Below are 25,982 nucleotides of genomic sequence, written 5' to 3'. Positions count from 1 at the left end.
GGGTGTCAGGACTTACGGGTGCGCGGAAGACCAGTGGCTTTTTTCGAGCTGATGAACCTGAAGTAGACAAAGCCCAGGCCCAGCAGGACGAGCACAGTGATGGCCTGAACGGCCAGGGGGCTGCCGGTTGCAACGGCCACCGCGGCCTGGACCTCTGACTTCACCATGACGGGAGGGTCAGTGGGAGTGGCGATGACGGCGGGGGCCGTCGACGGCGCGACCGACGGGGTGGGCGTGGGGGTCGGCGTCTCCGACGGGGTTTCCTCGACCACGGGAGCCGGGGCAACGGGTGCAACGACGGCCGGGGTTTCCACCACGGGAGCGGGCGTTTCGAGGGGCACAGCCGGCGGCTCGACGGGCACGACAGGTACCACGGGCGGGACTACCGGTGCCGGGGCGGGGTCCACCGGCGGAGCCGGTGTCACAACGGGCGGGGCCGGAGTTTCCACGGGCGTCGGCACGATCACGGGTTCGGTCGGCGTTACGGGCGCCGGATCCGTCGCCGGGGCTGTCGGTCCCGGGTCGGCGGGCGTCTGGGAGGGTGAGACCGCCGGAGCCAAGGGGCTCGGGACCACCAGGTCATCGGCGTTTGCGGCTGTCGCCGTGCCCGCGACTGAGGCGGCCAGGAGCAAAGCTCCCAGCCCCATTCGTATAGTTTTCTTTCGGCTGCACGACGTCATCGACAGTCCCTCCCCCACAGTGCGAGATTGAATCAGGTGTGCGTTATGCGGCCAACACTAACGTCATTGTCGGCAGAGCCCCAGAGGTGCACGAGGTCCCAGTCTACTCGAAGGCTAGAGTCAGGCTGTTCAAAGAGATGCTACCCGCAGACCCTAAAGTGTGGCCATAGCGCCACGCGGGGCGGGTTAAGCTGGATGAATGCTCCCGTTCAGCCGCCTTGTTTCCGCGCGTTTTCCCCTTCTTGTGGCGGCTGCCGCAGCCGGCCTGGCGTTGACATCCTGCTCGCCGGTAGTCGACGTCACGCCCGCGAAAGACGCCGCGAACGCGGCCTGTGCACCGATGATGCTGGCCCTTCCCGATGCCATTGGCGACGCCAAGCTGCGCAAGACCAATGCCCAGGCGACGGCGGCCTGGGGAGACCCGTCCCTGGTGATCCTGCGCTGCGGTGTCAACGTTCCGGGCCCCACGACGGACCGCTGCGTGAGCGTCAACGGCGTCGATTGGGTCATCAAAGAAGGCAACCCGGTGTGGACGCTGACGACGTTCGGCCGCGAACCGGCCACGGAGATCCTCATGGATCCGGACAAGATCAGCTCGGCTACCGTGCTGGCGGATCTCTCCCCGGCGGCGCTGAAGATTAAGGCCACCCGGAACTGCGTCGGCCAAGAGGACCTGCAGAACCTGCCGACCAGCAAGTAAGGGACCCGGCGCCGTGACGCCGGGCCCGGCGCTAGTGCCCCGCGGGGCCTAGCGCAGCCCCGTCTTGCGGTGCAGCGCGAGGTAGATCAGCTCGTCGATCAGTTCCGCATAGCCCAGGCCAGTGGCCTTCCACATCTGCGGGTACATGCTCTTGGGCGTGAACCCGGGCATCGTGTTGATCTCATTGATGATGAGCTCGCCCTCAGGTGTGTAGAAGAAGTCCACCCGGCTCAGTCCCTCGGCGCCGACGGCGTCGAAGGCGACAGCGGCCAGTTCCCGTACCCGGGCGATTGCCTCGTCGGGGAGGTCGGCCGGGCAGCTGAGCGCGGCAGCGTCGTCGACGTATTTGGCGTTGAAGTCATAGAACTCGTGTCCCCCGCCCGCCACGGAAATCTCGCCCGGCATGGACGTCCGGGGAGCATCGGTCCCCCGGCCTTCCAGCACGGCGCATTCAATCTCGCGGCCCGTGATGCCGGCCTCGATGACCAGTTTGGGGTCGTGCTCGCGGGCAGCCTCGATCGCGGCGTCCAGGCCCTCAAGCGAATCCACTTTGGAGATGCCCATGGAGGACCCCGCCCGGGCCGGCTTGACGAACACGGGGAAGCCGAGCTGGTCCACGCGTTTGCGGACGGTCTCGGGATCCGTGAGCCACTGCCGGTCGGTCACGGCGATGTACGGCCCCACGTGCAGCCCGGCCGACTCAAAGACCACCTTCATGAAGTGCTTGTCCATGCCGACGGCTGAGGCCAGCACGCCGGCGCCCACGTAGCGGGTGTCGGAGAGTTCCAGGAGGCCCTGGATGGTCCCGTCCTCGCCGAACGGCCCGTGCAGGAGCGGGAAAACGACGTCGACGGCGCCGAGTTCCTGCGGAACCGCGTTCGGGGAGGCGACGATCAACTGGTGCTCGCCGCCGATCTCGGCCAGCGCCACGGTCTGCGTCGACGGCGCCACTTCAGGCAGCGACGTCGCCGAAAGCGACCATTCGTTGGTGTCGCCGGAGGCCAAAACCCACTGGCCGGTCTTGGCGATCCCGATGGGGATGACGTCGTACTTGTCCTTATCGATCGCACCGAGCACGCCGGCGGCTGTCACGCAGCTGACGGCGTGCTCGCTTGAGCGGCCGCCGAAGAGTACCGCGACGCGGGGTTTGGACTGGCCTGTGCGGGCTTCTGTGGTCATGTTGTTCTCTGACACTCTCAGTAATCGCCTTCGGGTTTCAGGTCCCGGGACAGCAGCAGCGGACCCAGTTCGTCTACGGACAGTTTTCCGGCCAGGACGGCGACGACGGCTGCCGTGATCGGCATGTCGACGCCGAGCTTTCCGGCAAGTTCGTGGACCGCCTGGCTGGACTTGATGCCTTCCGCGGTCTGCTTCATCTCGGCCGTGACCTGATCGAGCGTCAGTCCCTTGCCAAGAAGCCGGCCGGCGGTGTGGTTTCGGGACAGCGGGGAGGAGCACGTGGCCACGAGATCGCCCAGGCCGGCGAGCCCGGCCATGGTCCGGGCCTCACCGCCCAGGGCAAGGGTCAGCCGGGAGGTCTCCGCCAGGCCGCGGGTGATCACCGAGGCCTTGGTGTTGTCCCCCATTTTCTTGCCTTCGCAGATACCCACGGCCAGGGCAATGATGTTCTTGACGATTCCGCCGATTTCGACGCCGACCACATCAGTGGTGGTGTAAGGGCGGAAGTAGGGCGCGGTGCAGCTGCGGGCAATCCAGCCTGCCGTGATCGGATCCGTGCAGGCCACAACGGACGCAGTCGGCTCGTCCCGGGCGATCTCCATGGCCAGGTTGGGCCCGGAAACCACGGCGACGCGGTTGGCGGGCAGGTCCAGCTCCGCGCAGATGACCTCGCTCATGCGGGCATCGGTGTGGAGCTCGAGGCCCTTCATGAGGGATACGACGACGGCGCCCGGCGTCAGGTGCTTCTTCCAGGCCCGCAGCTGCGGGCGCAGGGTCTGCGCCGGAACTGCCAGGATCACGAGTTCCGCACCGGCCAGGACCGCGGCGACGTCCGTGGAGGCCGTGATGCTGGACGGCAGCGCGACACCGTTCAGGTACTGCTCATTGCGGTGCACGGCATTGATCTGGTCCACGACTTCGGGCCGCCGGCCCCAGAGGCGTATGCTGCGCTGGACTCCGGAGGCGGTGGCCGCGTCGGCGACCACTTTGGCGAAGGTGGTCCCCCATGAGCCCGCCCCCAGGACGGCCACGGTGGTGGCGGAATCTGTTTCGCGGAAGGCCGGCGCCGGAAGGTCCGCCGTCACTGATTCCGCGCTCATGTGGTGACGTCCGGGTCAATGCGGCCGTGGCTGGGCTGGTTGTGCGCTGCCGGGTCCCAGCGCTCTGCCGGCGGCTGTTCGCCGCGCAGTCCGGCCAGGAGGCCGGTTATCGCGTTCATGATGACGTTCGTGGCGGCGGTGAGCGTCGCCCGGTCCAGCGGGCGGCCTTCGAAGGCGCTCAGGTCTACGGGATCCCCTACTACCAGGCGGGAAGTCTTGCGCGGGAAGAGGTGCAAACGCTTGGCGTAGCGCGGCAGGACCTCTTGGGCACCCCAATGGGCCATAGGCACCACGGGGATGCCACTCTCCAGCGCCATGCGCGCGGCGCCGGTGTGGCCCTTCATCGGCCACAGGTCAGGGTCCCGGGTCAGGGTCCCTTCCGGGTAGATGATGATCGCCCCGCCCTCGTCCACGATCTCCTTGGCGAGTTGCAGCGAGCGGTTCGCCCCCGCCGTCGTGCGTTCCACCGGGATCTGCTTGGTGGACCGCAGGATCGCCCCCAGAACCGGAACCTTGAAGAGGCTTGCTTTGGCGAGGAAGTGCGGCATGCGCTTCTGGTTGTAGAGCATGTGCCCCACTACCAGCGGGTCGATCTCCGTGCAGTGGTTGGGGGCGGCGATGAAGCCCCCGGCGGGAAGCTTTTCCAGGCCTTCCCAGTTTTTGCGCATCAGCAGATTCATCACCGGCCGGACGATCCCGGCGACTGTCACAAATGTGGCGTGGCTCTTGGCCGTTTCCTTCACAAGGTCCCCGCTACTTGGCCGACGTGATGTCGAAATCGGCGCCGAGGCCCGCGAGCTTCTCGGTGAAGCGCTCGTAGCCGCGGTTGATGATGTCAATGCCTGTGACGCGGGAGGTGCCGGTGGCGGCCAGTGCGGCGATCAGGTGGCTGAACCCGCCGCGCAGGTCCGGCACGTCGATGTCGGTGCCCTTGAGCTGCGCCGGTCCGGAGATCACGGCGGAGTGCAGGAAGTTGCGCTGGCCGAAACGGCACGGCACGCTGCCGAGGCACTCGCGGTGCACCTGGATGTTGGCGCCCATGCGGATGAGGGCCTCGGTGAAGCCGAAGCGGTTCTCATACACGGTTTCGTGCACGATCGAGACGCCCTCGGCCTGGGTCAGGGCGACGATGAGGGGCTGCTGCCAGTCGGTCATGAAGCCCGGGTGAACGTCAGTTTCGAGGACCAGCGGGTTGAGCTTGCCGCCGCGGTGGTAGAAGCGGATGCCGTCGTCGCCGATGTCCATGCCGCCGCCGACCTTGCGGTAGGTGTTCAGGAACGTCATCATGTCGCGCTGCGTGGCGCCTTCAACAAAGATGTCGCCGCGGGTGACCAAGGCCGCGGAAGCCCAGGAGGCCGATTCGTTGCGGTCGGAGAGGGCGCGGTGGTTGTAGCCGCCGAGGTCCTGAACGCCTTCGATCCGGATGGTGCGGTCAGTCTGGACGCTGATGATCGCGCCCATTTTCTGCAGCACCGCGATGAGGTCCACGATTTCCGGCTCGGTGGCCGCTCCGGAGAGTTCGGTGATGCCCTCGGCGCGCGTGGCGCTCAGCAGGACCTGCTCGGTCGCGCCGACGGACGGGTACGGCAGGGCAATTTTGGCACCCTTGAGGCCGTTCGGGGCGGAGATGTGGATGCCGCCGGGGCGCTTCTCCACCACGGCACCGAACTGGCGCAGGACATTCAAGTGGTAATCGATCGGACGGTCGCCGATCTTGCAGCCGCCCAGGTCCGGGATGAAGGCCTCGCCGATGGCGTGGATCAGCGGCCCGCACAGCAGGATCGGGATGCGCGAATCGCCGGCGTGGGCGTCGATCGCCGTGCTGGAGGCGGTCTTAGCACCCTTCGGGTCAAGCGTCAGATCACCGGTGACAGGGTCCTTATCAACCCTGACGCCATGGAGTTGAAGCAGGCTCGTGACAACCTCGACGTCCTTGATTTCCGGGACGTTGCGCAACACCGATGGTTCATTGCCCAGCAGGGCAGCCACCATGGCTTTGGGGACAAGATTCTTGGCCCCGCGAACGGTGACGCGGCCAGTTAGCGGGACGCCTCCGCGGATTGTCAGAACACTACTCATATACCGGTTTCCTCACGACTACTCGCCCCCAAATCCTTACAAAGGCTCCAGCTAAGCATAGGAGTATCCGTTACCGATCCGAAATACGGAGCCCTTCGGCGGGGCGCGCGGCGGGTGTTTGTGCGGATGTCCAGCCCCGACAAACACGAACGAACACGAATGCCGCCGTCGAGTCTTATAACTCGACGGCGGCACATCATCACCGGGCTCAGCGGCCGGCGGCGTCCCGAAGTCCGGAGCCCCGGAGCCGGGGCACTGCCCCGCGGTCCTAGGACAACCGGGCGGGCAGCGTCTTGGGCTTGAAGGCGGGCCGCGTGGCCTCGTACGCGGTGATGTCTTCTTCGTGCTGGAGGGTCAGCCCGATGTCGTCCAGGCCTTCCAGGAGGCGCCAGCGGGTGTAGTCGTCGATCTCAAACGGCGCCACAATGTTGCCGCACTGCACAGTCTTGGAGACGAGGTCCACGGTGACCTCGGTGCCGGGGGCGTTCTCGAGCTCCTTCCAGATCAGCTCGATGTCGTCCTGGGCCAGCTCGGCGGCGAGCAGTCCCTGCTTTCCGGAGTTGCCGCGGAAGATGTCGGCGAAGCGGGAGGACAGCACGGTCTTGAAGCCGTAGTCCTTAAGCGCCCAGACAGCGTGTTCGCGGGACGAGCCGGTGCCGAAGTCGGGGCCGGCCACCAGGACGGATCCTGCGTTGAACGGCGCCTGGTTGAGGATGAACGACGGGTCCTTGCGCCACGCGGCGAAGAGCGCGTCCTCGAAGCCGGTGCGGGTGATGCGCTTGAGGTACACGGCGGGGATGATTTGGTCCGTGTCGACGTTGCTCTGGCGCAGCGGGACACCGATACCGGTGTGGGTGGTGAACTTTTCCATGGCGGATCCTTCTCAGGCTGTATGGATCGAGGCTGTGTGGATCTGGGCTTCAGGCCTGGGTTTGCGGCCTGCGCTTCAGATCCGGGGAGGGGCTAGGCGACGCCGGTTCGGAGTGCCGCGGACTCCGGAGCGGGGTCCAGGTCCGAGGGCGAGCTCAGCGTGCCGCGCACGGCCGTCGCCGCCGCCACGACGGGCGAGACGAGGTGGGTCCGGCCGCCCTTGCCCTGGCGTCCTTCGAAGTTGCGGTTGGAGGTGGAGGCGCACCGCTCGCCCACTTCCAGCTGGTCCGGGTTCATGCCCAGGCACATTGAGCAGCCGGCGAACCGCCATTCGGCGCCGAAGTCCTTGAAGACCTTGTCCAGGCCCTCGGCCTCGGCTTCCAGGCGTACCCGGGCCGAGCCCGGAACAACGAGCATGCGGATGTTGGGGTCCTTGGTGCGGCCGCGGATGATGTCCGCTGCGGCACGGAGGTCTTCCATCCGGGAGTTGGTGCAGGAGCCCAGGAACACCGTATCCACGCGGATGTCTTTCATCGGCGTGCCGGCCTCGAGCCCCATGTACTGCAGGGCGCGTTCGGCGGCGGCCTTGGCGTTTTCGTCGCCGAAGTCGTTCGGCGAGGGCACCTTCGCGGACAGGGATACGCCCTGGCCCGGGTTGGTCCCCCACGTCACGAACGGTTCCAGGGTGTCGGCGTCGAGGTCCACCTCGACGTCGAACACCGCGCCGTCGTCGGTGCTCAGCGTGTTCCAGTATTCGACGGCGGCGTCCCACTCTGCGCCCTGGGGCGCGTGCGGGCGGCCGTACATGTAGTCGTACGTGGTCTGGTCCGGAGCCACCAGCCCGGCGCGGGCGCCGGCCTCGATGGACATGTTGCAGATGGTCATCCGGGCTTCCATGGACAGGGCCCGGATGGCGGAGCCGCGGTACTCGAGCACGTAGCCCTGGCCTCCGCCGGTGCCGATCTTCGCGATGACGGCCAGGATGATGTCCTTGGCGCTCACCCCGGGGCGCAACGTGCCCTCGACGTTGATGGCCATGGTCTTGAACGGCTTCAGCGACAGCGTCTGGGTGGCCATGACGTGCTCCACCTCGGAGGTGCCGATGCCCATGGCGAGCGCCCCGAAGGCGCCGTGCGTTGACGTGTGCGAGTCGCCGCAAACCACGGTCATGCCCGGCTGCGTGAGGCCCAGCTGGGGACCCACCACGTGCACGATGCCCTGCTCGGCGTCGCCGAGGGAGTGCAGGCGGACGCCGAACTCCTGGCAGTTGTTGCGCAGCGTCTGGATCTGGGTCCGGCTGGTGAGGTCGGCAATTGGCTTGTCGATGTCCAGCGTGGGAGTGTTGTGGTCCTCGGTGGCGATGGTGAGGTCCGGGCGGCGCAGCTTGCGGCCGGCGAGCCGCAGGCCTTCAAATGCCTGCGGCGACGTAACCTCGTGCACCAGATGGAGGTCGATGAAAAGGAGGTCCGGCTGGGCGTTGGCTCCTTCGCCGTCCCCCTTGCGCACCACGTGCGCGTCCCAGACTTTCTCGGCCAGTGTCTTTGCCACGGCCTTCTCCCTTCACTGCGGTGATTAATGTGCGTTCCTGCGGGCTGTTGCTTCCACTGAACCAGCACAGCCAAGTAATACGCCAGCGCATTGACTTGCATCTCAGATAATGAGACGTCAATATCATTACATGGACAATTCTAGTGGAGTCGGTGTCATCGATAAAGCGGCCCATGTGCTTGACGCACTTGAGGCCGGCCCCACCACCCTGGCGCAGCTGGTTGCTGCGACCGGGCTGGCACGGCCCACCGTGCACCGGCTGGCCCTCGCCCTGGTGCATCACCGGCTCGTGAGCCGCGATATCCAGGGCCGGTTTGTCCTGGGCAGCCGCCTGGTGGAACTGGCCTCCGCCGCCGGCGAAGACCGCCTCATCGCCTCCGCCGGGCCCGTGCTCATGCAGCTGCGCGACGCCACCGGCGAGAGCGCCCAGATCTTCCGCCGCCAGGGTGACTGGCGCGTTTGCGTGGCCTCCGCCGAGCGGCCGATCGGCTTGCGCGACACCATCCCCGTCGGCACCCAGTTGTCCATGAAGGCCGGCTCCGCCGCCCAGGTGCTGCTGGCGTGGGAAGATCACGACCGCCTGCTGGAAGGCCTCCAGTCCGCCCGCTTCACCCCCACCGTTCTGGCCGGAGTACGACGCCGGGGCTGGGGGCAGAGCCTCGGCGAACGCGAGCCTGGTGTCGCCTCCGTTTCGGCCCCGGTCCGCGGGCCGTCCGGCCGCGTGATTGCCGCCGTCTCCATTTCCGGTCCAATCGAGCGCCTGACCCGCCAGCCGGGACGGCTGCACGCCGAAGTGGTCTGCAACGCCGGCCGTGTCCTCACGGAAGCGCTCCGCAAGACCAACGACTAAGTATGCTGTGCCCATGAAAAGCTATGCGGTGTTCCTGCGGGGCATCAATGTGGGCGGCATCAACATCAAAATGGCCGACCTCAAGGACGCGCTCAAATCCCGTCCCTTTGCCGGCGTCAAGACCTTGCTGGCCAGCGGCAACGTGGTGCTAGCCAGCGAGCTGGACCAGGCCGGCGTCAAACAGGAATTCGAGGCGTGCCTGCGGGAGACCTTCGGCTATGACGCCTGGGTGGTGGTGCTGACGGCGGACCGGGTGGCGGCCCTCGTGGAGGCCTGCCCCTACCCGGCCGACGACGCGTCCACCCACACCTACCTGACCCTCGCCTCCGATACCGGCGTGCTCGCAGAACTCTTCGAGTCCGGCCGCGCCCTGGACGGGACCGAGCTCACGCAGCTGGGTCCGGAAGCGCTGGCGTGGCTCGCCCCCACCGGCGGAACCCTGGACAGCCCGTTCAGCAAGCTCTCCTCGAAGGCCAAGTACAAGGCCGCCACCACCACCCGGAATCTTCGGACCATGGTCAAAGTCCGCGACGCCGCGGCCGGGCTGTAGCCGGCCGACCTCGAGCCCGCCGGCCCGCCGGACCGGAGCGCGCAGCCCCTGCCGCCGGGCCTCGAGCCTGCAGGCCGGGCCTCGAGCCTGCCGGCCGGAGCCCGCAGCCCCTGCCGCCGGGCCTCGAGCCTGCAACCGTTACCCACGCGCGACTGCACGGGCGACTGTCTTCAGTTGCGCGTTGAACGACTTCAGGCGGCGGCGGACCTCAAGCTATGCGGGCCACAACGGGCTCCACCAAACCGCCGCGCTACACCGGGAGATCTACGAAACCGTTGCCTCGGCGGACATGGTCCCAATGGCCTGATTCCTTTTCACCCTGCATCGATTGCTCCGTAGCCGCCCTTTTGACCCGCCAGAAGGGCAGTTACGGAGCAATCGACGGGATGAGCGGGGGTTCCGGGGTAAGGGGGGTTCCCGGGCGGCCATCAGGGAAAAGCAAAACGGCCCCGGGCTGATGCCCGGGACCGTTTTCGTTGTGACCCCAGCGGGATTCGAACCCGCGTTACCGCCGTGAGAGGGCAGCGTACTAGGCCGCTATACGATGGGGCCGCGTACTTCCAGAACAGCATTTCTGCCATTCAAGCCAAATGATTGTTTCATACACTTGGCCGCTGTTTCAAATCGGCTCAGCCGATTCAAAACTTCCGAATATTCGCGGAAATCCGAGAATTTTCAGAGCTGGGATACCAGGACTCGAACCTAGAATGACGGTACCAGAAACCGTAGTGTTGCCAATTACACCATATCCCAATGGCACTTTCGGACCGGATGTTTGGGCCTAAACCCTCGCTCCCGGCGCCTCAGCACGAGTAATTACTTTACCCGAGAGTTTTCACTTGCACAAATCGGGGATCTGGCGCCGGGGCGAACGGCCCCCTCCGCCCCGAACGGGACGGCCCCAGCCGGAAAACCCGGGCCCACCCTTGCCAATCCGGCGGAAACAAGTTTACGCTCGGTAAGTTACCAACGAGTAACCACCCCTCCCCCACTCTGCTGCGGGCAGCTTTGCGACTATTTTCCAGTGTTAGCTGCATCACAGCTTCCGGGGTGGCCGGTGGCAGAGCAGCTGCCGGCGAGACCGTCGAGAGGATTCACTTGTGTCACAGAGTCGTGCCGCCGCCAGTCAGACCCGCGCCCGGACCCGCGGGCAGCAAATTGCCATCGCCATCCTGGCGCTGCTGCTCATTGCCGTACTGGGGTTCTATACCCTCGTCACGGGACGCATCACGGATGGGTCGGCCAAGCTCAAGGACGGCGCCGGCCAGGCCTCGGCCGGGGCTGATCAGTTGAAGGACGGGGCCGGTAAGCTCGCCAACGGCGCCAGCCTGGCCGATGCCGGGGCCGGCAAACTTTCCGCGGGGGCGGAAAAGGTCTACTCGGGCATCAGCAGCCAGCTCGCCCCGGGGGCGGACAAGCTCCAGGCCGGCGCCGGGGAACTGGCCGAAGGCGCCGTCAAGATCGAGACGGACGTCAACGGCAAGCTCGCCCCCGGCGTCTACAAGGTCGATGACGGTGCGCAGAAGCTCGCGGCAGGGGCCGTGCAGCTGTCCGCCGCCCTGACCCCGACGCCGGCAGGCAACGCCGAGAACAACCTCGCCGACGGCGCCACCCAGCTCGCCGACGGCGCCGCCCAGCTTGCCGGGGGCGCCGCCGCACTCGCCGCAGGAACGGACCAGCTCAAGGGCTACCGCGGTGCCAACGGCAATCCCGAAGCCGGAACCGGAACCGCTGCCTTGGCTCAGGCGCTGGAACTCCTGCAGGCCGCGGCCAACGACCCTGTCCAGGGCCTTGTTCCTCTGTCCGTCGTGAAAGACAAGATCGCCAAGATCACCGCAGGCGCACGCAAGCTGGATGCCGGCGCCACCCAGCTGCAGGCCGGCGCGCAGCGGCTGCAGGACGGCGCGGGCCAATTGCATGCGGGTACGGGAAAGCTCACGGCCGGTTTCGCCACGCTGGCCGGCAAGCTCAACAGCCAGGACCCGGCCAACCCGGGCGTGGTGCTGGGCACCCGGCTCCTGGCCGACGGCACCTCCAAGATCCGTGTTGGGATGGACGGGGTCCCCGGCGATCCCGAACACCCGGGTCTGCTCAAGGCCGCCGCCCGGATGACCGACGGCAGCTCCCGGCTGGCCGACGGAACCGTTGCCCTGAACGCCGGCATCAAGGGAACTCCGGGCGATCCGGCCAACCCCGGCCTGCTCAACGGCTCTCAGGCGCTGGCATCAGGGGCCTCCGAACTCTCGGCCGGGAACACCAAGCTGGCCGACGGGTTCTCACGGCTTGCCACGGGCGCGGACAAGCTCGCGGACGGGAACGCCCGGATCGCTGACGGCACCGGCACGCTCTATTCCGGTGCCGCAGCGGTGTCTCCCGGCACTGTGCTCCGGCAGTCCGACGCCGCGATGGCTCTAGGACTCGTCGGGGTGCTTGGGCTGGGTTCCGTGGGCGCCTTCCTGACACTGCGGCGGAAGCAGGCAGCGGCGCAGAACTCCTAGCGCGTGCCGGCGACCTTGGCGGTGCCGGCCGACGTCCTCGACGCGGAGACGTACCCAGCCTTGGAACCAGTGACTTTCACCGTCAGCGTTCGGCCCCGGTCAGCGGGGCCAGGCTTGTACGAAGGCCCGGTTGCTCCGCCAATGGCCTTTTGCGAGCGATACCACTGGTAGCTCAGCGTCACCGGGCCGGGGCCCCAGGTGCCGGGCAGCGCGGTAAGCCTGGCCCCCACCTTCGCGGTGCCCCGAATCGTCGGCACCGAGGGGACGAGGGGGCCGCGGACCACCTTGGTGGTGCCGCCCGAGGTCCTCGAGGCGGAGGCGTAGCCGGCCTGGGAACCGGTGACGGCCACGGTAATGGTTCGCCCCAGGTCAGCGGCAGCGGGCGTGTACGAAGCCCCGGTCGCTCCGCTGATCTTTCCATGCGAGCGATACCACTGGTAGGCCAAGGCCACCGGCCCGGGGCCCCAGGCACCGGGCATCGCGGTGAGCGTGGTGCCCACCTTGGCGGTGCCCAGGATCGTCGGCACCGGTGCGCTGAGCGGAATGGCGACCACACCTGCGGCCTTCCAATAGCCGGCCAGATAGGAGCTCCCCAGGTACTGGATACCGTCCCGGGAGAAGTGGGTGGTATCGCCGGCATTGACGCCGCCGGTCTTGGACTGCGCCAGTGCGGTGTAGGGCACACGCGCCGGGGTCTCCTGGTGGCTCGTGTCGACATTGCTCCGGCCCGGCACGGCTGCAATGCCCTCAGGTGCCATGCGGCCCAGCACAAAGGGCAGCGTGGGCGCAGCGAGTTTTGCCCGGAAGAACCCAATCAACTCATCCAGCTTCGCGCCGTATGCCGCGGCCGACATCGTCGAATTGTTTTCGCCTTGATGCCAGAGAATGCCCTTGACCTCCACCACGTAGCCGGCGGCCCTCGCGGCCGCCATTCCCTCGAGAGTCTGCGTGACCGCCAGGCCCGGGAGATCCAAAGCCGGTGCCGTCGCTGCACCGACTGACCAGGTGAGGGTAGCCGGGGCACTTGTGAATCCGGTGCGGCCGTGCGCTGCGGGAATGATGAGGACCCCAACATTAGCGGGTTGGGTTTCCAAGTATTCGCGGGCCATCGTTGTAGCGGGCGAGATCCCGGTCGAAGTGTCGTGCATGTCCAGGGGCACCGTCGCGGCCCGAAAGGTGCGCGCTTTTGCGCCGTACTGGAAGATCCGCGGGTCCGCCGCGTCGGCGGCTCCGCCGATCGGCAGGCCGCGGCCGGACATGTTCGACTGCCCTGCCGCCAGGAACACATGCAGAATCTTGGTGGACGTCCCCGTGTGTGCGGGAACCACCCCCGCCAGCATCAATCCGGCAACCGCCAGGCCAATCACTAGCCCCCGATAGTATCTGGCCATAGCTTTATACACGGATCCCCCATCCGTCGTTGGGCGAAGCCGCCCGTGCCACTAAAGAACTTGCATTCGCAGGAAATACTACAGCGTCTTTAGTAAAACCTGCGCAAATCCTTGGGAGATTCCGGGGAGAGACTGCGGCGGAAAGGCGCCGTCATAGGGCGGAGGCCTGGGGAACCGGCTACGCCAGCAGGTCCAGCAGGGAGCTGACCTGGCGTCCGAGGAAGCCCGGGGCCGGCTCCCCGCCGCGGTTCAGCCAGACGCCGAGGAGGCCTGCCGCCGTCGAACCTTCAGCATCGAGTAGCCGGTTGTCGCCGATGTACAGCGTTTCGCCCGGGCCGGTGCCGATGCGGCGGACACCCTCGAGATATATGGCGGGGTCCGGCTTGGCGGCACCGACGGTGTCGGTCCCCACCAGGACGGCAATCCGTGCCAGCCCGGCCGCGTCCAGCTTCACGCGCTGGTAGTCGTGGACGTTGTTGCTGACGGCGCCGTAGGGAATGCCGGCGGCGTCCAGGGCATCCAGCAGCGGTCCGACGTCGTCAAACGCCCGGACGTAGCCGTGCTGGCGGCTTGCGTAGGACGTCACCCAGTGGTGGGCTTGCTCGCCGTCTTCCAGTTCGACGCCGAAGTGCTCCAGCGCCGCCCGGCCGCGGAGCAGCCGTTGCTCGTTGAACGTCAACTCACCGGCCAGGTAACGGTCGTAGAAATGGGTGGTCTCGTGGGTGAAGATCCGCCCGAACCTCACCCACCCGGCCTCATCGAGGCCGGGCAGGAGATGCTCACTGACGTCACGCAGAGCGGTCGTCATGGCGAATTCGAGGTCCACCAGGGTGTCATCGATGTCGAACAGAACCCCACGGACAGCGCCGGCGCCCAGACCCGCCGCCAGGATGGCGGGGCCCGGCGTGCGGCCAGCCATGGTCTCGTTCACAGTCTCGTTCACAGTCCCGGGTCCGGGCGCGGTCTCCATCGGCGGAACGTCAGCCGCGGAAGGCGCGGAGGCGGGCCAGGGAGGAGTCCTTGCCCAGGATGACCATGGATTCGAACAACGGCGGGGAGATCCGGCGGCCGGAGACGGCCGTGCGGACGGGCCCGAACGCCAGGCGCGGCTTGACACCGAGGCCTTCCACGAGGGACTCCTTGAGGGCGGCCTGGATGTTCTCGGCCGTCCAGTCGGCAACGGGCTCCAGCGCGGCCAGGGCGGCGTCGAGGACTTCGGTGAGGTTTTCCGGCAGGCCCTTGCGGGCGTCGTCGGCGACGTCGATCGCGTCGTCGGCCTTGAACAGGAACGCGATCATCTCCGGCGCTTCGCCCAGCAGCGAGATGCGTTCCTGGATCAGCGGCGCGGCCTCGGCCAGGACTTCCTCCTCGCGGGCGGTGAGGGTCTCCCCCACGAATCCGGCGGCCTGCAGGTAGGGCACCAGCCGGCCGCGGAAGTCCTCCGGGTCAAGCATGCGGATGTGGGTGCCGTTGATGGCTTCGGCCTTCTTAATGTCGAAGCGGGCCGGGTTGGCCAGGACGTCGTTGACGTCGAAGTTCTCGATCAGCTGGTCCACGGTGAAGATGTCCTCGTCGGCGGAGAGGCTCCAGCCGAGCAGGGAGAGGTAGTTCAGCAGGCCCTCGGGGATGAAGCCGCGGTCCCGGAGCAGGAACAGGTTGGACTGTGGGTCGCGCTTGGAGAGCTTCTTGTTGCCCTCGCCCATGACGTACGGCAGGTGGGCGAAGACCGGCATGTAGCTTGCGACGCCGATGTCCATCAGCGCCTTGATCAGCACAACCTGGCGGGGCGTGGAAGAGAGCAGGTCCTCGCCGCGGAGCACGTGGGTGATGCCCATGAGGGCGTCGTCCACGGGGTTGACCAGGGTGTAGAGCGGGGAGCCGTCGGCGCGGACAATGACGTAGTCCGGGATGCTGCCGGCCTTGAACGTGATCTCGCCGCGGACCATGTCGTTGAAGGTGACGTCTTCATCGGGCATGCGGACGCGCAGCACGGGCTGGCGGCCCTCGGCCTTGAACGCGGCGAGCTGCTCGTCGGTGAGTTCGCGGTCAAAGTTGTCGTAGCCGAGCTTGGGGTCGCGGCCGGCGGCACGGTGGCGGGCTTCGACTTCCTCCGGTGAGGAGTAGCACTCGTAGGCGTAGCCGGCGTCGATCAGCTTGGCCACGACGTCCTTGTACAGGTCCAGCCGCTGTGACTGGCGGTAGGGCTCGTGCGGGCCGCCGACTTCCACGCCTTCTTCCCAGGTGATGCCGAGCCATTTGAGGGCCTCCAGCAGCTGCTGGTAGCTCTCCTCCGAGTCGCGCGCCGCGTCCGTGTCCTCGATCCGGAACACGAACGTGCCCTTGGTGTGCCGGGCGTGGGCCCAGTTGAAGAGGGCGGTGCGGATCAGGCCTACGTGCGGGGTGCCCGTGGGTGACGGGCAGAACCGGACACGGACCGGGGTGTCAGTGGTGACTTCACCGGTGGAGGCAGCAAGCGGGGCGGAGCTGGAGACGGCGTCGGACGCGGAAGCAGTAGTCATAGTGGTACCAACATTACCAATCTCTACCGCGGCCGCTTGTCCGGAATACCGCTACGAAAACGGACAGCCGCACCGTGGATCCACGGTGCGGCTGTCCGAAATCGGCGCGAAAAACCCTTAGCGGCGCACCACCGGGTTGGAGAGGCGTCCGATGCCCTCGATCTCGACCTCAAAGCGGTCCCCGGCCTGCACCGCGCCGACGCCGGCCGGGGTGCCTGTCATGATGACGTCGCCGGGCAGGAGGGTGAAGGCCTGCGAGACGATGGAGACGAGTTCCCGGACGCCGCGGATCATCTGGTTGGTGCTGCCGTCCTGGCGCAGTTCGCCGTTGAGCCGGCCCTGGATCTGCAGGTCCTCGGTGTCGAGTTCGGTCTCGATCCACGGTCCCAGCGGCGCCGAGGTGTCAAAGCCCTTGGCCCTGGCCCACTGCAGGTCCGTCTTCTGGACGTCGCGCGCGGTGAGGTCGTTGCCGCAGGTGTAGCCGAAGATCACGTCGTCCACCCGGTCCTCGGGCACGTCCTTGCAGATCCGGCCGATCACGACGCACAGCTCGGCCTCGAAGGACACGTCCTCGGAGAACTCCGGCAGCACAATGGGATCGTTGGGCCCGATCACGGAGGTGTTGGGCTTGAGGAACAGCAGGGGCTGCTGCGGGACCTCGTTGCCCAGCTCACGGGCATGTTCCGCGAAGTTGCGGCCCACGCCGATGACCTTGCTGCGCGGAATGATCGGCGCCAAGAGGCGGACGTCTTCCAGCTTGTGCTTCATGGGGGTTCGTTCCACGCCGTGGAAGAAGGGGTCGCCCTTGATGACAGTGACTTCCTCACTGCCGGGCTCACCTTCCACGATGCCGTAGAGGGGATCAGAATCAACTACAAACCGGGCGATACGCATGGTTCCAAGCGTACCGTCCCCGGCGGGCGCCCCTCCCCCAACTGGCTCGCACTTGGGGCCGTTATGAGCGCTGAAAACGGCTTCTACTGCGAGTTAGTTGGGTGGATGCGCAGGTAGTCCAGCTGCGCAGCGACCGAAAGCTCCGCGGCGCGGCGGACGGAAGGATCGACGTCGGCGTACACGGCGTCCGTGACTGCGCGGACATCGGCGTCAGCGCCGACGTCGGCGCCCAGGGCCGCGAGGGCGGCCCGGACCTGCTTGAGCCTGCCCTGCCGGTGGTCCCGGTAGGCGCGGGCGACCGCGTCGAGCGCCGGGAGTACGGGGCCGTGGGCAGGCAGCACTGTGGCGGGTCCGAGGCGTTCCAGCTTGTCCAGCGAGTCGAGGTAGTCGCGGAGCGTGCCGTCGGGGTAATCCAGCACGGTGGTTCCAGAGCCCAGGATCGTGTCCCCGGTCAGCACCGAGCCGTGCGGGCCGTCCTGCGGCAGGTGGAAGCACAGCGAATCCGAGGTGTGGCCCGGCGTCGCCAGGACCCTGATCTCCACCCCGGCGGCATGGAGCGTTTCGCCGTCCTGCAGCGGGAGCGCGCCGTGGCAGTGGGCGGGATCCGCGGCCCGTACCGGCGCGCCTGTGAGCTCGGAAAACCTCGCGGCGGCGGCTGTGTGGTCCGCGTGCCGGTGCGTGATCAGGATGAGCTCGATCCGGCCCTCCCCGGCCAGCGCCTTCAGGTGCGGTTCGTCGAGGGGCCCGGGGTCGACGGCGACGCTGGCCGCCGCCGCCGGGGCGCCGATGAGATAGGAGTTGGTTCCGGCCAGGCTCATGGGCCCGGGGTTCGGGGCGAGCCGGAACCGGGTCAGCTCGCTGCTGCGGACAATGCCGGCGGAGGTCTCGGAATTCACGGTCCCATCCTCGCACTTCTTCCGGAAGGCCTTAGACGAGCAGGAGGGTCGCGATGATGAGCGGCAGGAGCCCCTCTGCGATGGCGCTGCCCCAAAGCCGCCGCTCGGACAGAAACAAAATGAGGCCGAGTACCACATGGCTGGTACAAATGAACAACAGGAGCGCCTGGCCGGCTGCGGCATCGGCTCCCCCGAGCATGATGGCCCCCGCGATGGCACCGATCCCCCAGATCACGTTGTAGAAGCCGAGATTCAACGTCCCCAGCCAGGCGGCCTGGACGTCGTCCGGTTCGGCGACGAATAGCCGCTCCAGACGCTGGTCGCGGATGAAGAACGACTCGGCTACACCGACGACGATCAGCAGGCCCCCGAAGACCACGCCCAGAACCTGGATAAGCCCGGTCATCTGCTCATTGTGCACCCGCGGCTCCGGCCTCGAACAGGGCCGATTGGACAGGTTACGCCGTACTTCAGCGCATTTTTCACCAAATCTCAGACGCCGACGGCGGCCCCCACCGAAAGGTGCGGGCCGGCGTCGAGAGTCACAATGTGTGTCCTACATGCTGCGCCTGGATTTTGTACCTAGGCGAGGCGGGTCAGCCAGCCGTGAGTGTCCTCCACGGTGCCGGTCTGGATGCCGAGCAGCTGGGCGCGGATGGCCATGGTGGTCTCCCCCGCCTTTGCGTCTTCGGAGCCGATGAACTCCGTGGCATCCTTGAGCACGCCGATGGGGGTGATGACGGCGGCGGTGCCGCAGGCGAAGACCTCGGCGATCTCGCCGGAGGCAACGCCGTCGCGCCATTCATCCAGGGTGATCTTGCGTTCGGTGACTTCGCGGCCCATGTCCCGGGCCACCTGGATCACGGAGGAGCGTGTCACGCCCTCCAGGATGGTGCCGGACAGCGCGGGGGTGACGAGCGAGCCGTCCTTCATGACGAAGAAGACGTTCATGCCGCCGAGTTCCTCGACCGCGTTGTCATTGAACTGGTCCAGGAAGAGGACCTGCTTGCAGCCGTGGGCCTCGGCTTCCTGCTGGGCGATCAGCGAGGCGGCGTAGTTGCCGCCGCACTTGGCAGCGCCCGTTCCGCCGCGGCCGGCGCGGGCGTATTCACGCGAGATCCAGATGGAGACGGGCTTGAGCTCGCCGCCGAAGTAGTTGCCGGCCGGGGAGGCGATCACGCGGAAGGAGACCTCGCGCGCTGCCCGGACGCCCAGGAAGGCCTCCGTGGCGATCATGAACGGCCGCAGGTACAGGGCCTCGCCGTCGCCGGACGGGACCCAGTCCTTGTCCGCCGCGACGAGTTCGCGGATGGCGCCGAGGAAGTACTCCTCCGGCAGCTCAGGGAGCGCCAGGCGCCGGGCGGACTTGTTCAGGCGGGCGGCGTTGGCCTCGGGGCGGAACGTCCAGATCGAGCCGTCAGCGTGCCGGTAGGCCTTGAGTCCCTCGAAGATCTCCTGGCCGTAGTGCAGCACCGCGGCGGAGGGGTCCAAGGAAATGGGACCGTAGGGCTCAATTCGCGCGTCATGCCAGCCGCCGTTGCCCTCGGCGTCGACGCTGTAGTCGACAACCGCGGTGTGGTCGGTGAAATAGTCGCCAAATCCCGGGTTCGCCAGGATGGCTGCACGCTCTTCAGCAGACTTCGGGGTCTCCGACAGGTGCTGGGTGAATTCGACGCCATGGGCAGTCTGAGTCATGGTTCCTCCACGATCGGCTGCCTGGTGTGGGAACGTGGTTCACCGTCGGACCACGGCAGCATTTTGGTGATTCGAAACTAGCTTACGCCCGTTGGCAGTACCGGTTCTGCGCTGCCTGCAGTGCAGTGACTGCGGCCGGGGGGCTACAGCGCCGCCGCGATGGCGTCGCCCACCTCGCTGGTGGTGCGGACGGCGCCGTTGCGGGCCTCGACGTCGGCGGTGACGGCCGCCTCGATCTTCCGGGCGGCGCCAGCGAACCCGAGGTGGTCGAGCAGGAGCGCGGCGGAGAGGATCGCGGCGGTGGGGTCGGCTTTCTGCTGGCCGGCGATGTCCGGGGCGGAGCCGTGGACCGGTTCGAACATCGACGGCGCGGTGCGGTCCATGTTGATGTTGCCGGAGGCTGCCAGACCGATCCCGCCGGTCACGGCTGCCGCGAGGTCGGTGATGATGTCTCCGAACAGGTTGTCGGTGACGATCACGTCGAAGCGGGCCGGATCGGTGACCATGAAGATCGTGGCGGCGTCGACGTGGAGATAGTCGTGGGTGACCTCGGGGAACTCCTGGGCCACGGCCTCGACCGTGCGCTTCCAGAGCTGGCCGGCGAAGACCAGGACGTTGTGCTTGTGCACCAGGGTGAGCTTCTTGCGGGGACGGTCGTTGGCCCGGCGGAAGGCGTCGCGGACCACGCGCTCCACGCCGTGGGCGGTGTTCAACGAGACCTCGGTGGCGACCTCGTGCGGCGTGCCGGCGCGCAGCGTGCCGCCGTTGCCCACGTAGGGGCCCTCGGTGCCTTCGCGGACCACGATGAAGTCGATCTCGCCGGGGTTGGCGAGCGGGCTGCCGACGCCGGCGTAGAGGCGGGAGGGCCGCAGGTTGACGAAGTGGTCCAGGCTGAAACGCAGCTTCAGCAGGAGCTCGCGCTCGATGATGCCGGAGGGGATCCGGGTGTCGCCGGGGGCTGCGCCGACGGCGCCGAACAGGATGGCGTCGCGGGTGCGGAGGTCCTCGAGGGTGGCTGCGGGCAGGGTCTCCCCCGTCTCCAGCCAGTGCTCCGCGCCCAGTTTGTAGTGGGTCTGCTGGAGCACGATCCCCTCGGCGGCCGCGGCCTGCTCGAGAACCTTCAGGGCTTCGGCGGTGACCTCGGGGCCGATGCCGTCGCCCGGGATGACTGCCAGATCAATCGTGGATGCGCTCATATTTTCAGGGTAGCCAAGTGATCCACATTCTGGTCAAGTCGTCTCACTATTCAAACACCCCCGCCGACGCACCCTCACGTCCTGCAGGAAAAAGCGAAACGCTCCCGCTCCTCCAAGGCGGAGGTGCGGGAGCGTCACTCGAAACGCCGCAGGATCTGCGGGAGCGTCCGGAGGTGTGCAGGCTCAGGCGTCGGCGGGTTCCTCGTACTTCGGGAACACCGGGGCCGGAGCGGGCAGCTGGGTGCCGGCGGCGATCGGCGTGCCGAGGGCCGCGAACTGGCGCGCCTCGCCCTCGGGCTGGCCGAGCGTGTCCAGGATGGCCGCCGTCGCCGTCGGCATGACCGGCTGGGCCAGGATGGACACGATCCGCAGCACCTCAAGCGTCACGTACAGGACCGTGTTCATGCGCTCGACGTCGGTCTTGCGCAGCACCCACGGGGCCTGTTCGGCGAAGTAGGCGTTCGTGTCGCCCAGGACAGCCCAGATGGCTTCCAGCGCGCGGCTGAACTCCTGCTTCTCGAACGCGGCCCGGACGGTGTCCAGCAGGGCGTTGGCCTGGTCCAGCAGCGCGGTGTCCTCGGCGGAGAAGCCGCCCGGCGCCGGCACGCGGCCCTCGCAGTTCTTGGCCACCATGGACAGCGACCGCTGGGCCAGGTTGCCGAAGTTGTTGGCCAGGTCCGAGTTCATCCGGCCCACGATGGCCTCGTGGTTGTAGTTGCCGTCCGCCCCGAACGGGACCTCGCGCAGGAAGAAGAACCGCACCTGGTCCAGCCCGTACTGCGCGACGAAGTCCGCCGGCGCCACCACGTTGCCGAGGGACTTGGACATCTTGACGCCGTTGTTGTGCAGGAAGCCGTGGATCATGATGCGCTTGGGCAGCTCCAGCCCGGCGCTCATGAGGAAGGCCGGCCAGTAGATGGCGTGGAACCGGGAAATGTCCTTGCCGATCACGTGGACATCGGCCGGCCAGTACTTCTTGAAGGATTCCGATTCGGTGTCGGGGTAGCCGACGCCGGTGAGGTAGTTGGTGAGGGCGTCGACCCACACGTACATGACGTGGGTGTCGTTGCCGGGCACCGGGACGCCCCAGTCGAACGTCGTGCGGCTGATGGACAGGTCCTCCAGGCCGCGCTTGACGAAGCTGATGACCTCGTTGAACCGTGACTGGGGGGCGCCGAATTCCGGGTGCGCCTCGTAGAGTGCCAGCAGCTTGTCCTGGTAGGCCGAGAGCCGGAAGAAGTAGCTCTCCTCGGCCGTCCACGTCACAGCGGTATCGGTTTCGCGGGAGTAGCGGAGCCCGTCATCTTTGAGAACGGTCTCGTCCTCGCCGTAGTACGCCTCGTCGCGGACCGAGTACCAGCCTTCGTACTTGGACAGGTAGATGTCCCCGTTGGCTTCCATCTTCTTCCAGATGGCCTGCGATGCCGCGTAGTGGTCGGCGTCGGTGGTGCGGATGAAGCGGTCGTAGGAGATCCCCAGGGCGGCGTGGGCCGCCTTGTAGATCTCGGCGTTCCGGTCCACCAGCTCCTTGGGCGTGACGCCTTCCTTCTCGGCGGCCTGGGCGATCTTCATGCCGTGCTCGTCCGTTCCGGTCAGGAAGAAGACGTCGAACCCGTCCAGGCGCTTGAAGCGGGCCATCGCATCGGTGGCGATGTACTCGTACGCGTGGCCGATATGCGGCACCCCGTTGGGGTACGTGATGGCCGTGGTGATGTAGAACGGGGTTTTTTCAGAAGAAGTCACGGTCTAAATCTAGATCAGTTCGGTCAGGGTATCGCTCTGGCGGACCAGTTCGTGGTCATGTGAAGCCACCAGCACGGCAATGCCGTCCGACGTCGTGTCCTTGAGGATGCTGATGATGCGGTTAGCCGCGGCACGGTCCAGGCTGGCCGTCGGCTCGTCGACCACCAGGACCCGGGTGCCGAGGATGAGGGCGCGGGCGATCGCCACGCGCTGGCGCTCACCGCCGGAGAGCTGCGCCGGGCGGTGGCGCATGCGCCGGCCCAGGCCCACGAGGTCCAGGAGGTCCTTGGCCATGTCACGGCGCTTCTCCACCTCGCCATCCGGCACGGCCGGCAGCAGGACGTTTTCGAGTGCGCTCATCCCGTCGATCAGGGCGCCGCCCTGGTCGACATAGCCGATCAGGGCCCGGCGGCGGTCGGCGATCTCGTCGTCGCCCATGGTCTCGAGCGAGTCGCCTTCCCAGAACACCCGGCCCGACGTCGGCAGGGTCAGGCCCGCGCCGACGGTCAGGATGCTGGTCTTGCCGGAGCCGGAGCGGCCGGCGACACAGTGCATCTCGCCGGCGTGCAGCGTCATGTTGAAGTCGTCCACGACGTTGACGGGCTCGGCACCGCCCTTGCCGCCGCCGTAGTGGATGGTGATGTTGCTCAGTTCCAGCGGGGTGGCGTGGTCCGTGGCCTTCACGATCGTGTTGGCGCGGGTCTTGTGCGCACCGCGACGGGTGCTGGCGGTCATCCGGTCGTGTGCCTCCCGGTCAAGGTTCAGCTCGTTAGTCATTGGACCACTTTCGTTGCAATCGGAATCCAGCAAAGTACAGCCACGAGGCCGGCGAGAGCGGCCCACAGTGCGGCATAGGGGGCGAGGAGGAGGCCGATGCCGAGGGCGCCCACAATACCCAGCGGCAACGCGACGGTTCCCACCATGGCATTTTCGAAGAAGCGGACCTGGCCCAGCATGTCCGGGTTCCAGCCCATGGCCCGCAGCGTGCCGAGGTACTGGCGCTTGGCCTGCAGCTCGAACCGCCCGGTGACCATGGTCAGGACCAGGCCGACGGCCACGCCGGACAAGGCCAGGATGATGCTTGGGAGCGCGATGCTGGCCGCAGCCAGCCCGCCCAGCGCACTGGCGCCGGCGGCCCGGGGAATGTCGATCAGCAGGGCGACCAGTCCGCCTACGGCGGCGGCGAAAACACCGACGGCAACAGCCAGCGCGATGGTGTTGAATTTGTTGGTGCTCAGCTGCCGGTTGGCGAAGGTCAGCGGGGAATCAATCGCCATGAGCCGCTCATCGTGCTGCGGTTCCTGGTCCACTTCCTCGCGGTGGCGCAGCTGCTGCGCGGCGAAGAACGCTGCGCCCACGTACAACGCCAGGACCGAGGCCGAGACGATCGCGGTGGCCGCACTCCAGGTGATCAGGCTCAGGGCGATCCCGACGACGGCCAGCAGGCCCGCGCCGACGCCGAATTCGGCCAGCACCCAGGAACGGATCCTGCGCTGCGTCCAGCCCATGGCACGCAGGGTCCCGGCCTCGCTGCGCCGTTTGCGGACGTAGCTGACGGTGGAGGCACCCGTTAGCAGGGCGGCACCGCAGAGGGTCAGGAACAGCAGGGTCAGGTTCGTGGTGGTCAGGGAGCCGGAGACGGCGTCCGCGGCGTTCTGGCGGACCCACGACTGCTGTACGGTGCCCAGCGGTGATTCCTTGCCGGCGTCGTCCTTGGAGTAGCCGGGAACGGCGATGCTGGCGTCTTCGCGGGCGGACCCGGCCACGACGGTGGCTTCCAGGCCCATGTCGCGGATCTCGTTGGCGAGCTTCTCGATGTCGGGCTGCGCCTGCTTCCAGCTGCCGGGGACCTTGGCCCGGACGCGGACGGCGTCGATCACGTTGGCGTTAGTGTCGTACCCGCGGGCGGCGGCGAGGCCGTAGTAGTCGGTGATGGCGCCGGCGGACTGGCTGACCAGGCCTGTGGCGCTCAGGGACGGCTTGAGTTCGGTGCTGGTCTGGTTGCCGGCCGCGTCCTTGGTCAGGGTGAACGGCGCGGGGTCGTAGCCGCCCAGGGGCAGCCGGTTGACGTCGCCGGCAGCTTCCTTGACCGCCGAAGGGTCGAACGTGCCGTAGACCATGGCCAGCGGGGTGGCGAGCTTCTTGCCGGTCTCGAGGTTGTCCCGGTAGGAGCGCTCGTCAACGGGATCGCGCTGAGTCTGGTCGACGGCGGCGCCGTTCGCGGCCTTGTCCGGGAGCCGGTTCACGGTGACCCAGTCGCCGGGCGTGGCGCTCTTGTTCGCCGCGCCGTTGGCGGCGGTTTCACCGTCTTTGTACTTGGGGGCAGCGGCGAAGTTGGTGGTCCAGGTGGCCGGGTTGTAGAGGCCCTGGCTGAAGGATGCGGTGTCGCCCATGAGCTGGGTGAGGTCCTTGGACCCGGGCCAGGCGAGGGCGAACGGGGACTTGGAGACGAACGGGAGGTAGTCCTTGTCCAGCGAGCGGGTCACGGTGCCGACGTCCTTGGTGACGTTGCCGGAGTCGTCGATTTCCTCGATCTTGACCGAGTACTTCAGGTCCAGGGCGGTGCCGGTGCGCACGATCAGCGGAATCGCCTGCGAATCGGCGGTGAGCTGGCCGTCGCGCTTGGCCTGCTGGTACTGGGTCATCAGCGGGGCCCAGTACTTGAGCTTGACGCCGAGGAAGTCGGGGCCTTCCTTGAGCTCGTCCATGCTGATGCCGTTGGTGAAGAGGCTCTCGAAGTGGCGGCCGATCGCGCCGGCGTTGCGGGCATCCGCGGGCGGGGCCTTCTCCAGCGGAGCAAGGAAGTCACCGGCCGTGCCGAGCAGGGCGCGTTCGGAGACGGGGTCGACGGCGACCACGGACTCGGTCACCTGCGGCGCCATGGGCAGGGAGACCGAGAGGTTGAAGAGGTTGTGCTCGGAGCCGCCGGCGGGGGTGGGGAATTTGATGCCGGTTTCGCCGGCCGGGCCCTGAATGCGGACGTTCTTGCCGCCGGCCACCTGCTCTTCGACCAGCTTGGCCTTGCCGAGGGTTCCTTCGGCCGTGGTCTTGAAGAGAGTCTGGTCGGAGTGGCCGTCGGAGCTGACGGCGCTGGCGGTGAGGCGGTATTTCTTCGGGGTGTCGCTCAGGACAGATTCCGCGGCCGGCCATTTGCTCGGGTCCGTGGCGGTCGGGTCGCCGGCCGTGCCGGCGAGGCCTGCGTTGAAGCCGAGGTAGTCGGTGGCGTCCAGCCGGGGTGCCTCGAGGTTCTGGGTGACGCGGGAGACCAGGCTGATGGGCGCGGCCACCGACGTGCCGGAGAGCTTCCGGATCGCGTCCAGCTGGTCGAAGCTGATGCCGCCCTGCCCGGTGGCGATGTCCGGCTGCATCAAGCTGCCGTTGTCACCGGCCTTGGCCTGGACCAGGACGTCGTAGAGCCCCCGGGAGTTTTGGTCCACGGTCCTGCTCAGCGCCGCCTGGGACTGACCCTGGACGAGGACTGACAGGCACATGGCCACGATCAAAATGGACGCGGTCAGCAGAAGCACTCTGCTTCTGATGAACCTCTGGACGGCGTTCATTGGGCTCCTGAAAGCTGGATTGCGTGCGCACGCC

General features: G+C 67.2%; 22 protein-coding genes and 2 tRNA genes. 4 read left to right on the top strand and 20 right to left on the bottom strand.

Features of this window, described 5'->3' with window-relative positions:
• Nucleotides 1-5 precede the first annotated feature (5 nt).
• Entirely contained in the window at nucleotides 6-647 is a 642-nt protein-coding gene (locus C9424_RS09185) for a hypothetical protein (protein ID WP_116766563.1), read from the bottom strand.
• Nucleotides 648-879: 232 nt separating this feature from the next.
• On the opposite strand from C9424_RS09185, the gene C9424_RS09180 reads away from it, so the two are divergent.
• Nucleotides 880-1,380, top strand: coding sequence for a DUF3515 family protein (locus C9424_RS09180; RefSeq protein WP_116766562.1), 501 nt, complete (start codon nucleotides 880-882; stop codon nucleotides 1,378-1,380).
• A gap of 48 nt (nucleotides 1,381-1,428) precedes the next feature.
• Here the strand turns inward: C9424_RS09180 and C9424_RS09175 are convergent, their stop codons facing one another.
• The 6 genes from C9424_RS09175 to leuC form a co-directional block, all read right to left on the bottom strand.
• Complete coding sequence (locus C9424_RS09175) at nucleotides 1,429-2,559, bottom strand: D-alanine--D-alanine ligase family protein (RefSeq protein ID WP_425547180.1); 1,131 nt, start codon at nucleotides 2,557-2,559, stop codon at nucleotides 1,429-1,431.
• A gap of 17 nt (nucleotides 2,560-2,576) precedes the next feature.
• The gene (locus C9424_RS09170) at nucleotides 2,577-3,659 is read right to left on the bottom strand and encodes an NAD(P)H-dependent glycerol-3-phosphate dehydrogenase (RefSeq protein WP_116766561.1); all 1,083 of its coding nucleotides are present in this window, start codon (nucleotides 3,657-3,659) and stop codon (nucleotides 2,577-2,579) included.
• Nucleotides 3,656-4,402, bottom strand: coding sequence for a lysophospholipid acyltransferase family protein (locus C9424_RS09165; RefSeq protein WP_116766560.1), 747 nt, complete (start codon nucleotides 4,400-4,402; stop codon nucleotides 3,656-3,658). The genes C9424_RS09170 and C9424_RS09165 overlap by 4 nt, the downstream gene beginning before the upstream one ends.
• A 10-nt stretch (nucleotides 4,403-4,412) precedes the next feature.
• Nucleotides 4,413-5,738, bottom strand: a complete 1,326-nt coding sequence (gene murA, locus C9424_RS09160; protein ID WP_091253277.1) for a UDP-N-acetylglucosamine 1-carboxyvinyltransferase — start codon at nucleotides 5,736-5,738, stop codon at nucleotides 4,413-4,415.
• A gap of 268 nt (nucleotides 5,739-6,006) precedes the next feature.
• A complete protein-coding gene (gene leuD, locus C9424_RS09155) occupies nucleotides 6,007-6,609 on the bottom strand; it encodes a 3-isopropylmalate dehydratase small subunit (RefSeq protein WP_116766559.1) in 603 nt (200 codons plus the stop codon).
• Between the two features lie 92 nt (nucleotides 6,610-6,701).
• Nucleotides 6,702-8,156, bottom strand: a complete 1,455-nt coding sequence (gene leuC, locus C9424_RS09150; protein ID WP_116766558.1) for a 3-isopropylmalate dehydratase large subunit — start codon at nucleotides 8,154-8,156, stop codon at nucleotides 6,702-6,704.
• A 130-nt stretch (nucleotides 8,157-8,286) separates the two neighbouring features.
• Here leuC and C9424_RS09145 point away from each other — a divergent pair, with 130 nt between their 5' ends.
• Together C9424_RS09145 and C9424_RS09140 are read left to right on the top strand one after the other, a co-directional pair.
• Nucleotides 8,287-9,006: an IclR family transcriptional regulator gene (locus C9424_RS09145; protein WP_026266447.1), complete on the top strand. Its 720-nt coding sequence runs from the start codon at nucleotides 8,287-8,289 to the stop codon at nucleotides 9,004-9,006.
• 13 nt (nucleotides 9,007-9,019) lie between these two features.
• The gene (locus tag C9424_RS09140) at nucleotides 9,020-9,556 is read left to right on the top strand and encodes a DUF1697 domain-containing protein (RefSeq protein ID WP_116766627.1); all 537 of its coding nucleotides are present in this window, start codon (nucleotides 9,020-9,022) and stop codon (nucleotides 9,554-9,556) included.
• 479 nt (nucleotides 9,557-10,035) lie between these two features.
• On the opposite strand, the gene C9424_RS09135 is transcribed toward C9424_RS09140, so the two are convergent.
• Both C9424_RS09135 and C9424_RS09130 read right to left on the bottom strand, forming a co-directional pair.
• A tRNA-Glu gene (locus C9424_RS09135) sits at nucleotides 10,036-10,108 on the bottom strand.
• A 129-nt stretch (nucleotides 10,109-10,237) separates the two neighbouring features.
• Nucleotides 10,238-10,309 (bottom strand) — tRNA-Gln (locus tag C9424_RS09130).
• 347 nt (nucleotides 10,310-10,656) lie between these two features.
• Here C9424_RS09130 and C9424_RS09125 point away from each other — a divergent pair.
• Nucleotides 10,657-12,054 (top strand): hypothetical protein, encoded by a 1,398-nt coding sequence (locus C9424_RS09125; protein WP_116766557.1) that lies wholly within the window; start codon nucleotides 10,657-10,659, stop codon nucleotides 12,052-12,054.
• On the opposite strand, the gene C9424_RS09120 is transcribed toward C9424_RS09125, so the two are convergent.
• The 11 genes from C9424_RS09120 to C9424_RS09070 form a co-directional block, all read right to left on the bottom strand.
• Nucleotides 12,051-13,445, bottom strand: a complete 1,395-nt coding sequence (locus C9424_RS09120) for a sialate O-acetylesterase (protein ID WP_116766556.1) — start codon at nucleotides 13,443-13,445, stop codon at nucleotides 12,051-12,053. The two genes, C9424_RS09125 and C9424_RS09120, sit on opposite strands and share 4 nt — an antisense overlap.
• A 178-nt stretch (nucleotides 13,446-13,623) precedes the next feature.
• The gene (locus C9424_RS09115; protein ID WP_116766626.1) at nucleotides 13,624-14,364 is read right to left on the bottom strand and encodes an HAD family hydrolase; all 741 of its coding nucleotides are present in this window, start codon (nucleotides 14,362-14,364) and stop codon (nucleotides 13,624-13,626) included.
• Between the two features lie 61 nt (nucleotides 14,365-14,425).
• On the bottom strand, nucleotides 14,426-15,964 hold the full coding sequence (gene gltX / locus C9424_RS09110; RefSeq protein ID WP_116766555.1) for a glutamate--tRNA ligase: 1,539 nt from the start codon (nucleotides 15,962-15,964) through the stop codon (nucleotides 14,426-14,428).
• A gap of 117 nt (nucleotides 15,965-16,081) precedes the next feature.
• Entirely contained in the window at nucleotides 16,082-16,858 is a 777-nt protein-coding gene (locus C9424_RS09105) for a fumarylacetoacetate hydrolase family protein (protein WP_116766554.1), read from the bottom strand.
• A gap of 83 nt (nucleotides 16,859-16,941) precedes the next feature.
• The gene (locus C9424_RS09100; RefSeq protein ID WP_116766553.1) at nucleotides 16,942-17,754 is read right to left on the bottom strand and encodes an MBL fold metallo-hydrolase; all 813 of its coding nucleotides are present in this window, start codon (nucleotides 17,752-17,754) and stop codon (nucleotides 16,942-16,944) included.
• A gap of 31 nt (nucleotides 17,755-17,785) precedes the next feature.
• Nucleotides 17,786-18,160: a DUF1304 family protein gene (locus C9424_RS09095; RefSeq protein ID WP_133247500.1), complete on the bottom strand. Its 375-nt coding sequence runs from the start codon at nucleotides 18,158-18,160 to the stop codon at nucleotides 17,786-17,788.
• A 176-nt stretch (nucleotides 18,161-18,336) separates the two neighbouring features.
• Complete coding sequence (locus C9424_RS09090; protein WP_116766551.1) at nucleotides 18,337-19,449, bottom strand: branched-chain amino acid aminotransferase; 1,113 nt, start codon at nucleotides 19,447-19,449, stop codon at nucleotides 18,337-18,339.
• Nucleotides 19,450-19,592: 143 nt separating this feature from the next.
• A complete protein-coding gene (locus tag C9424_RS09085; protein WP_116766550.1) occupies nucleotides 19,593-20,645 on the bottom strand; it encodes a 3-isopropylmalate dehydrogenase in 1,053 nt (350 codons plus the stop codon).
• Nucleotides 20,646-20,828: 183 nt separating this feature from the next.
• Nucleotides 20,829-22,388: a methionine--tRNA ligase gene (metG, locus tag C9424_RS09080; RefSeq protein ID WP_116766549.1), complete on the bottom strand. Its 1,560-nt coding sequence runs from the start codon at nucleotides 22,386-22,388 to the stop codon at nucleotides 20,829-20,831.
• A gap of 9 nt (nucleotides 22,389-22,397) precedes the next feature.
• Nucleotides 22,398-23,165, bottom strand: coding sequence for an ABC transporter ATP-binding protein (locus tag C9424_RS09075; protein ID WP_371129565.1), 768 nt, complete (start codon nucleotides 23,163-23,165; stop codon nucleotides 22,398-22,400).
• A complete protein-coding gene (locus C9424_RS09070; protein WP_116766548.1) occupies nucleotides 23,162-25,948 on the bottom strand; it encodes an ABC transporter permease in 2,787 nt (928 codons plus the stop codon). Before C9424_RS09070 ends, C9424_RS09075 begins: the two co-directional genes overlap by 4 nt.
• Nucleotides 25,949-25,982 lie beyond the last annotated feature (34 nt).

Source organism: Arthrobacter sp. H-02-3, from assembly GCF_003097355.1.
Taxonomy (GTDB): domain Bacteria; phylum Actinomycetota; class Actinomycetes; order Actinomycetales; family Micrococcaceae; genus Arthrobacter; species Arthrobacter humicola.
This window is presented reverse-complemented; position numbering and strand designations above follow the sequence as displayed.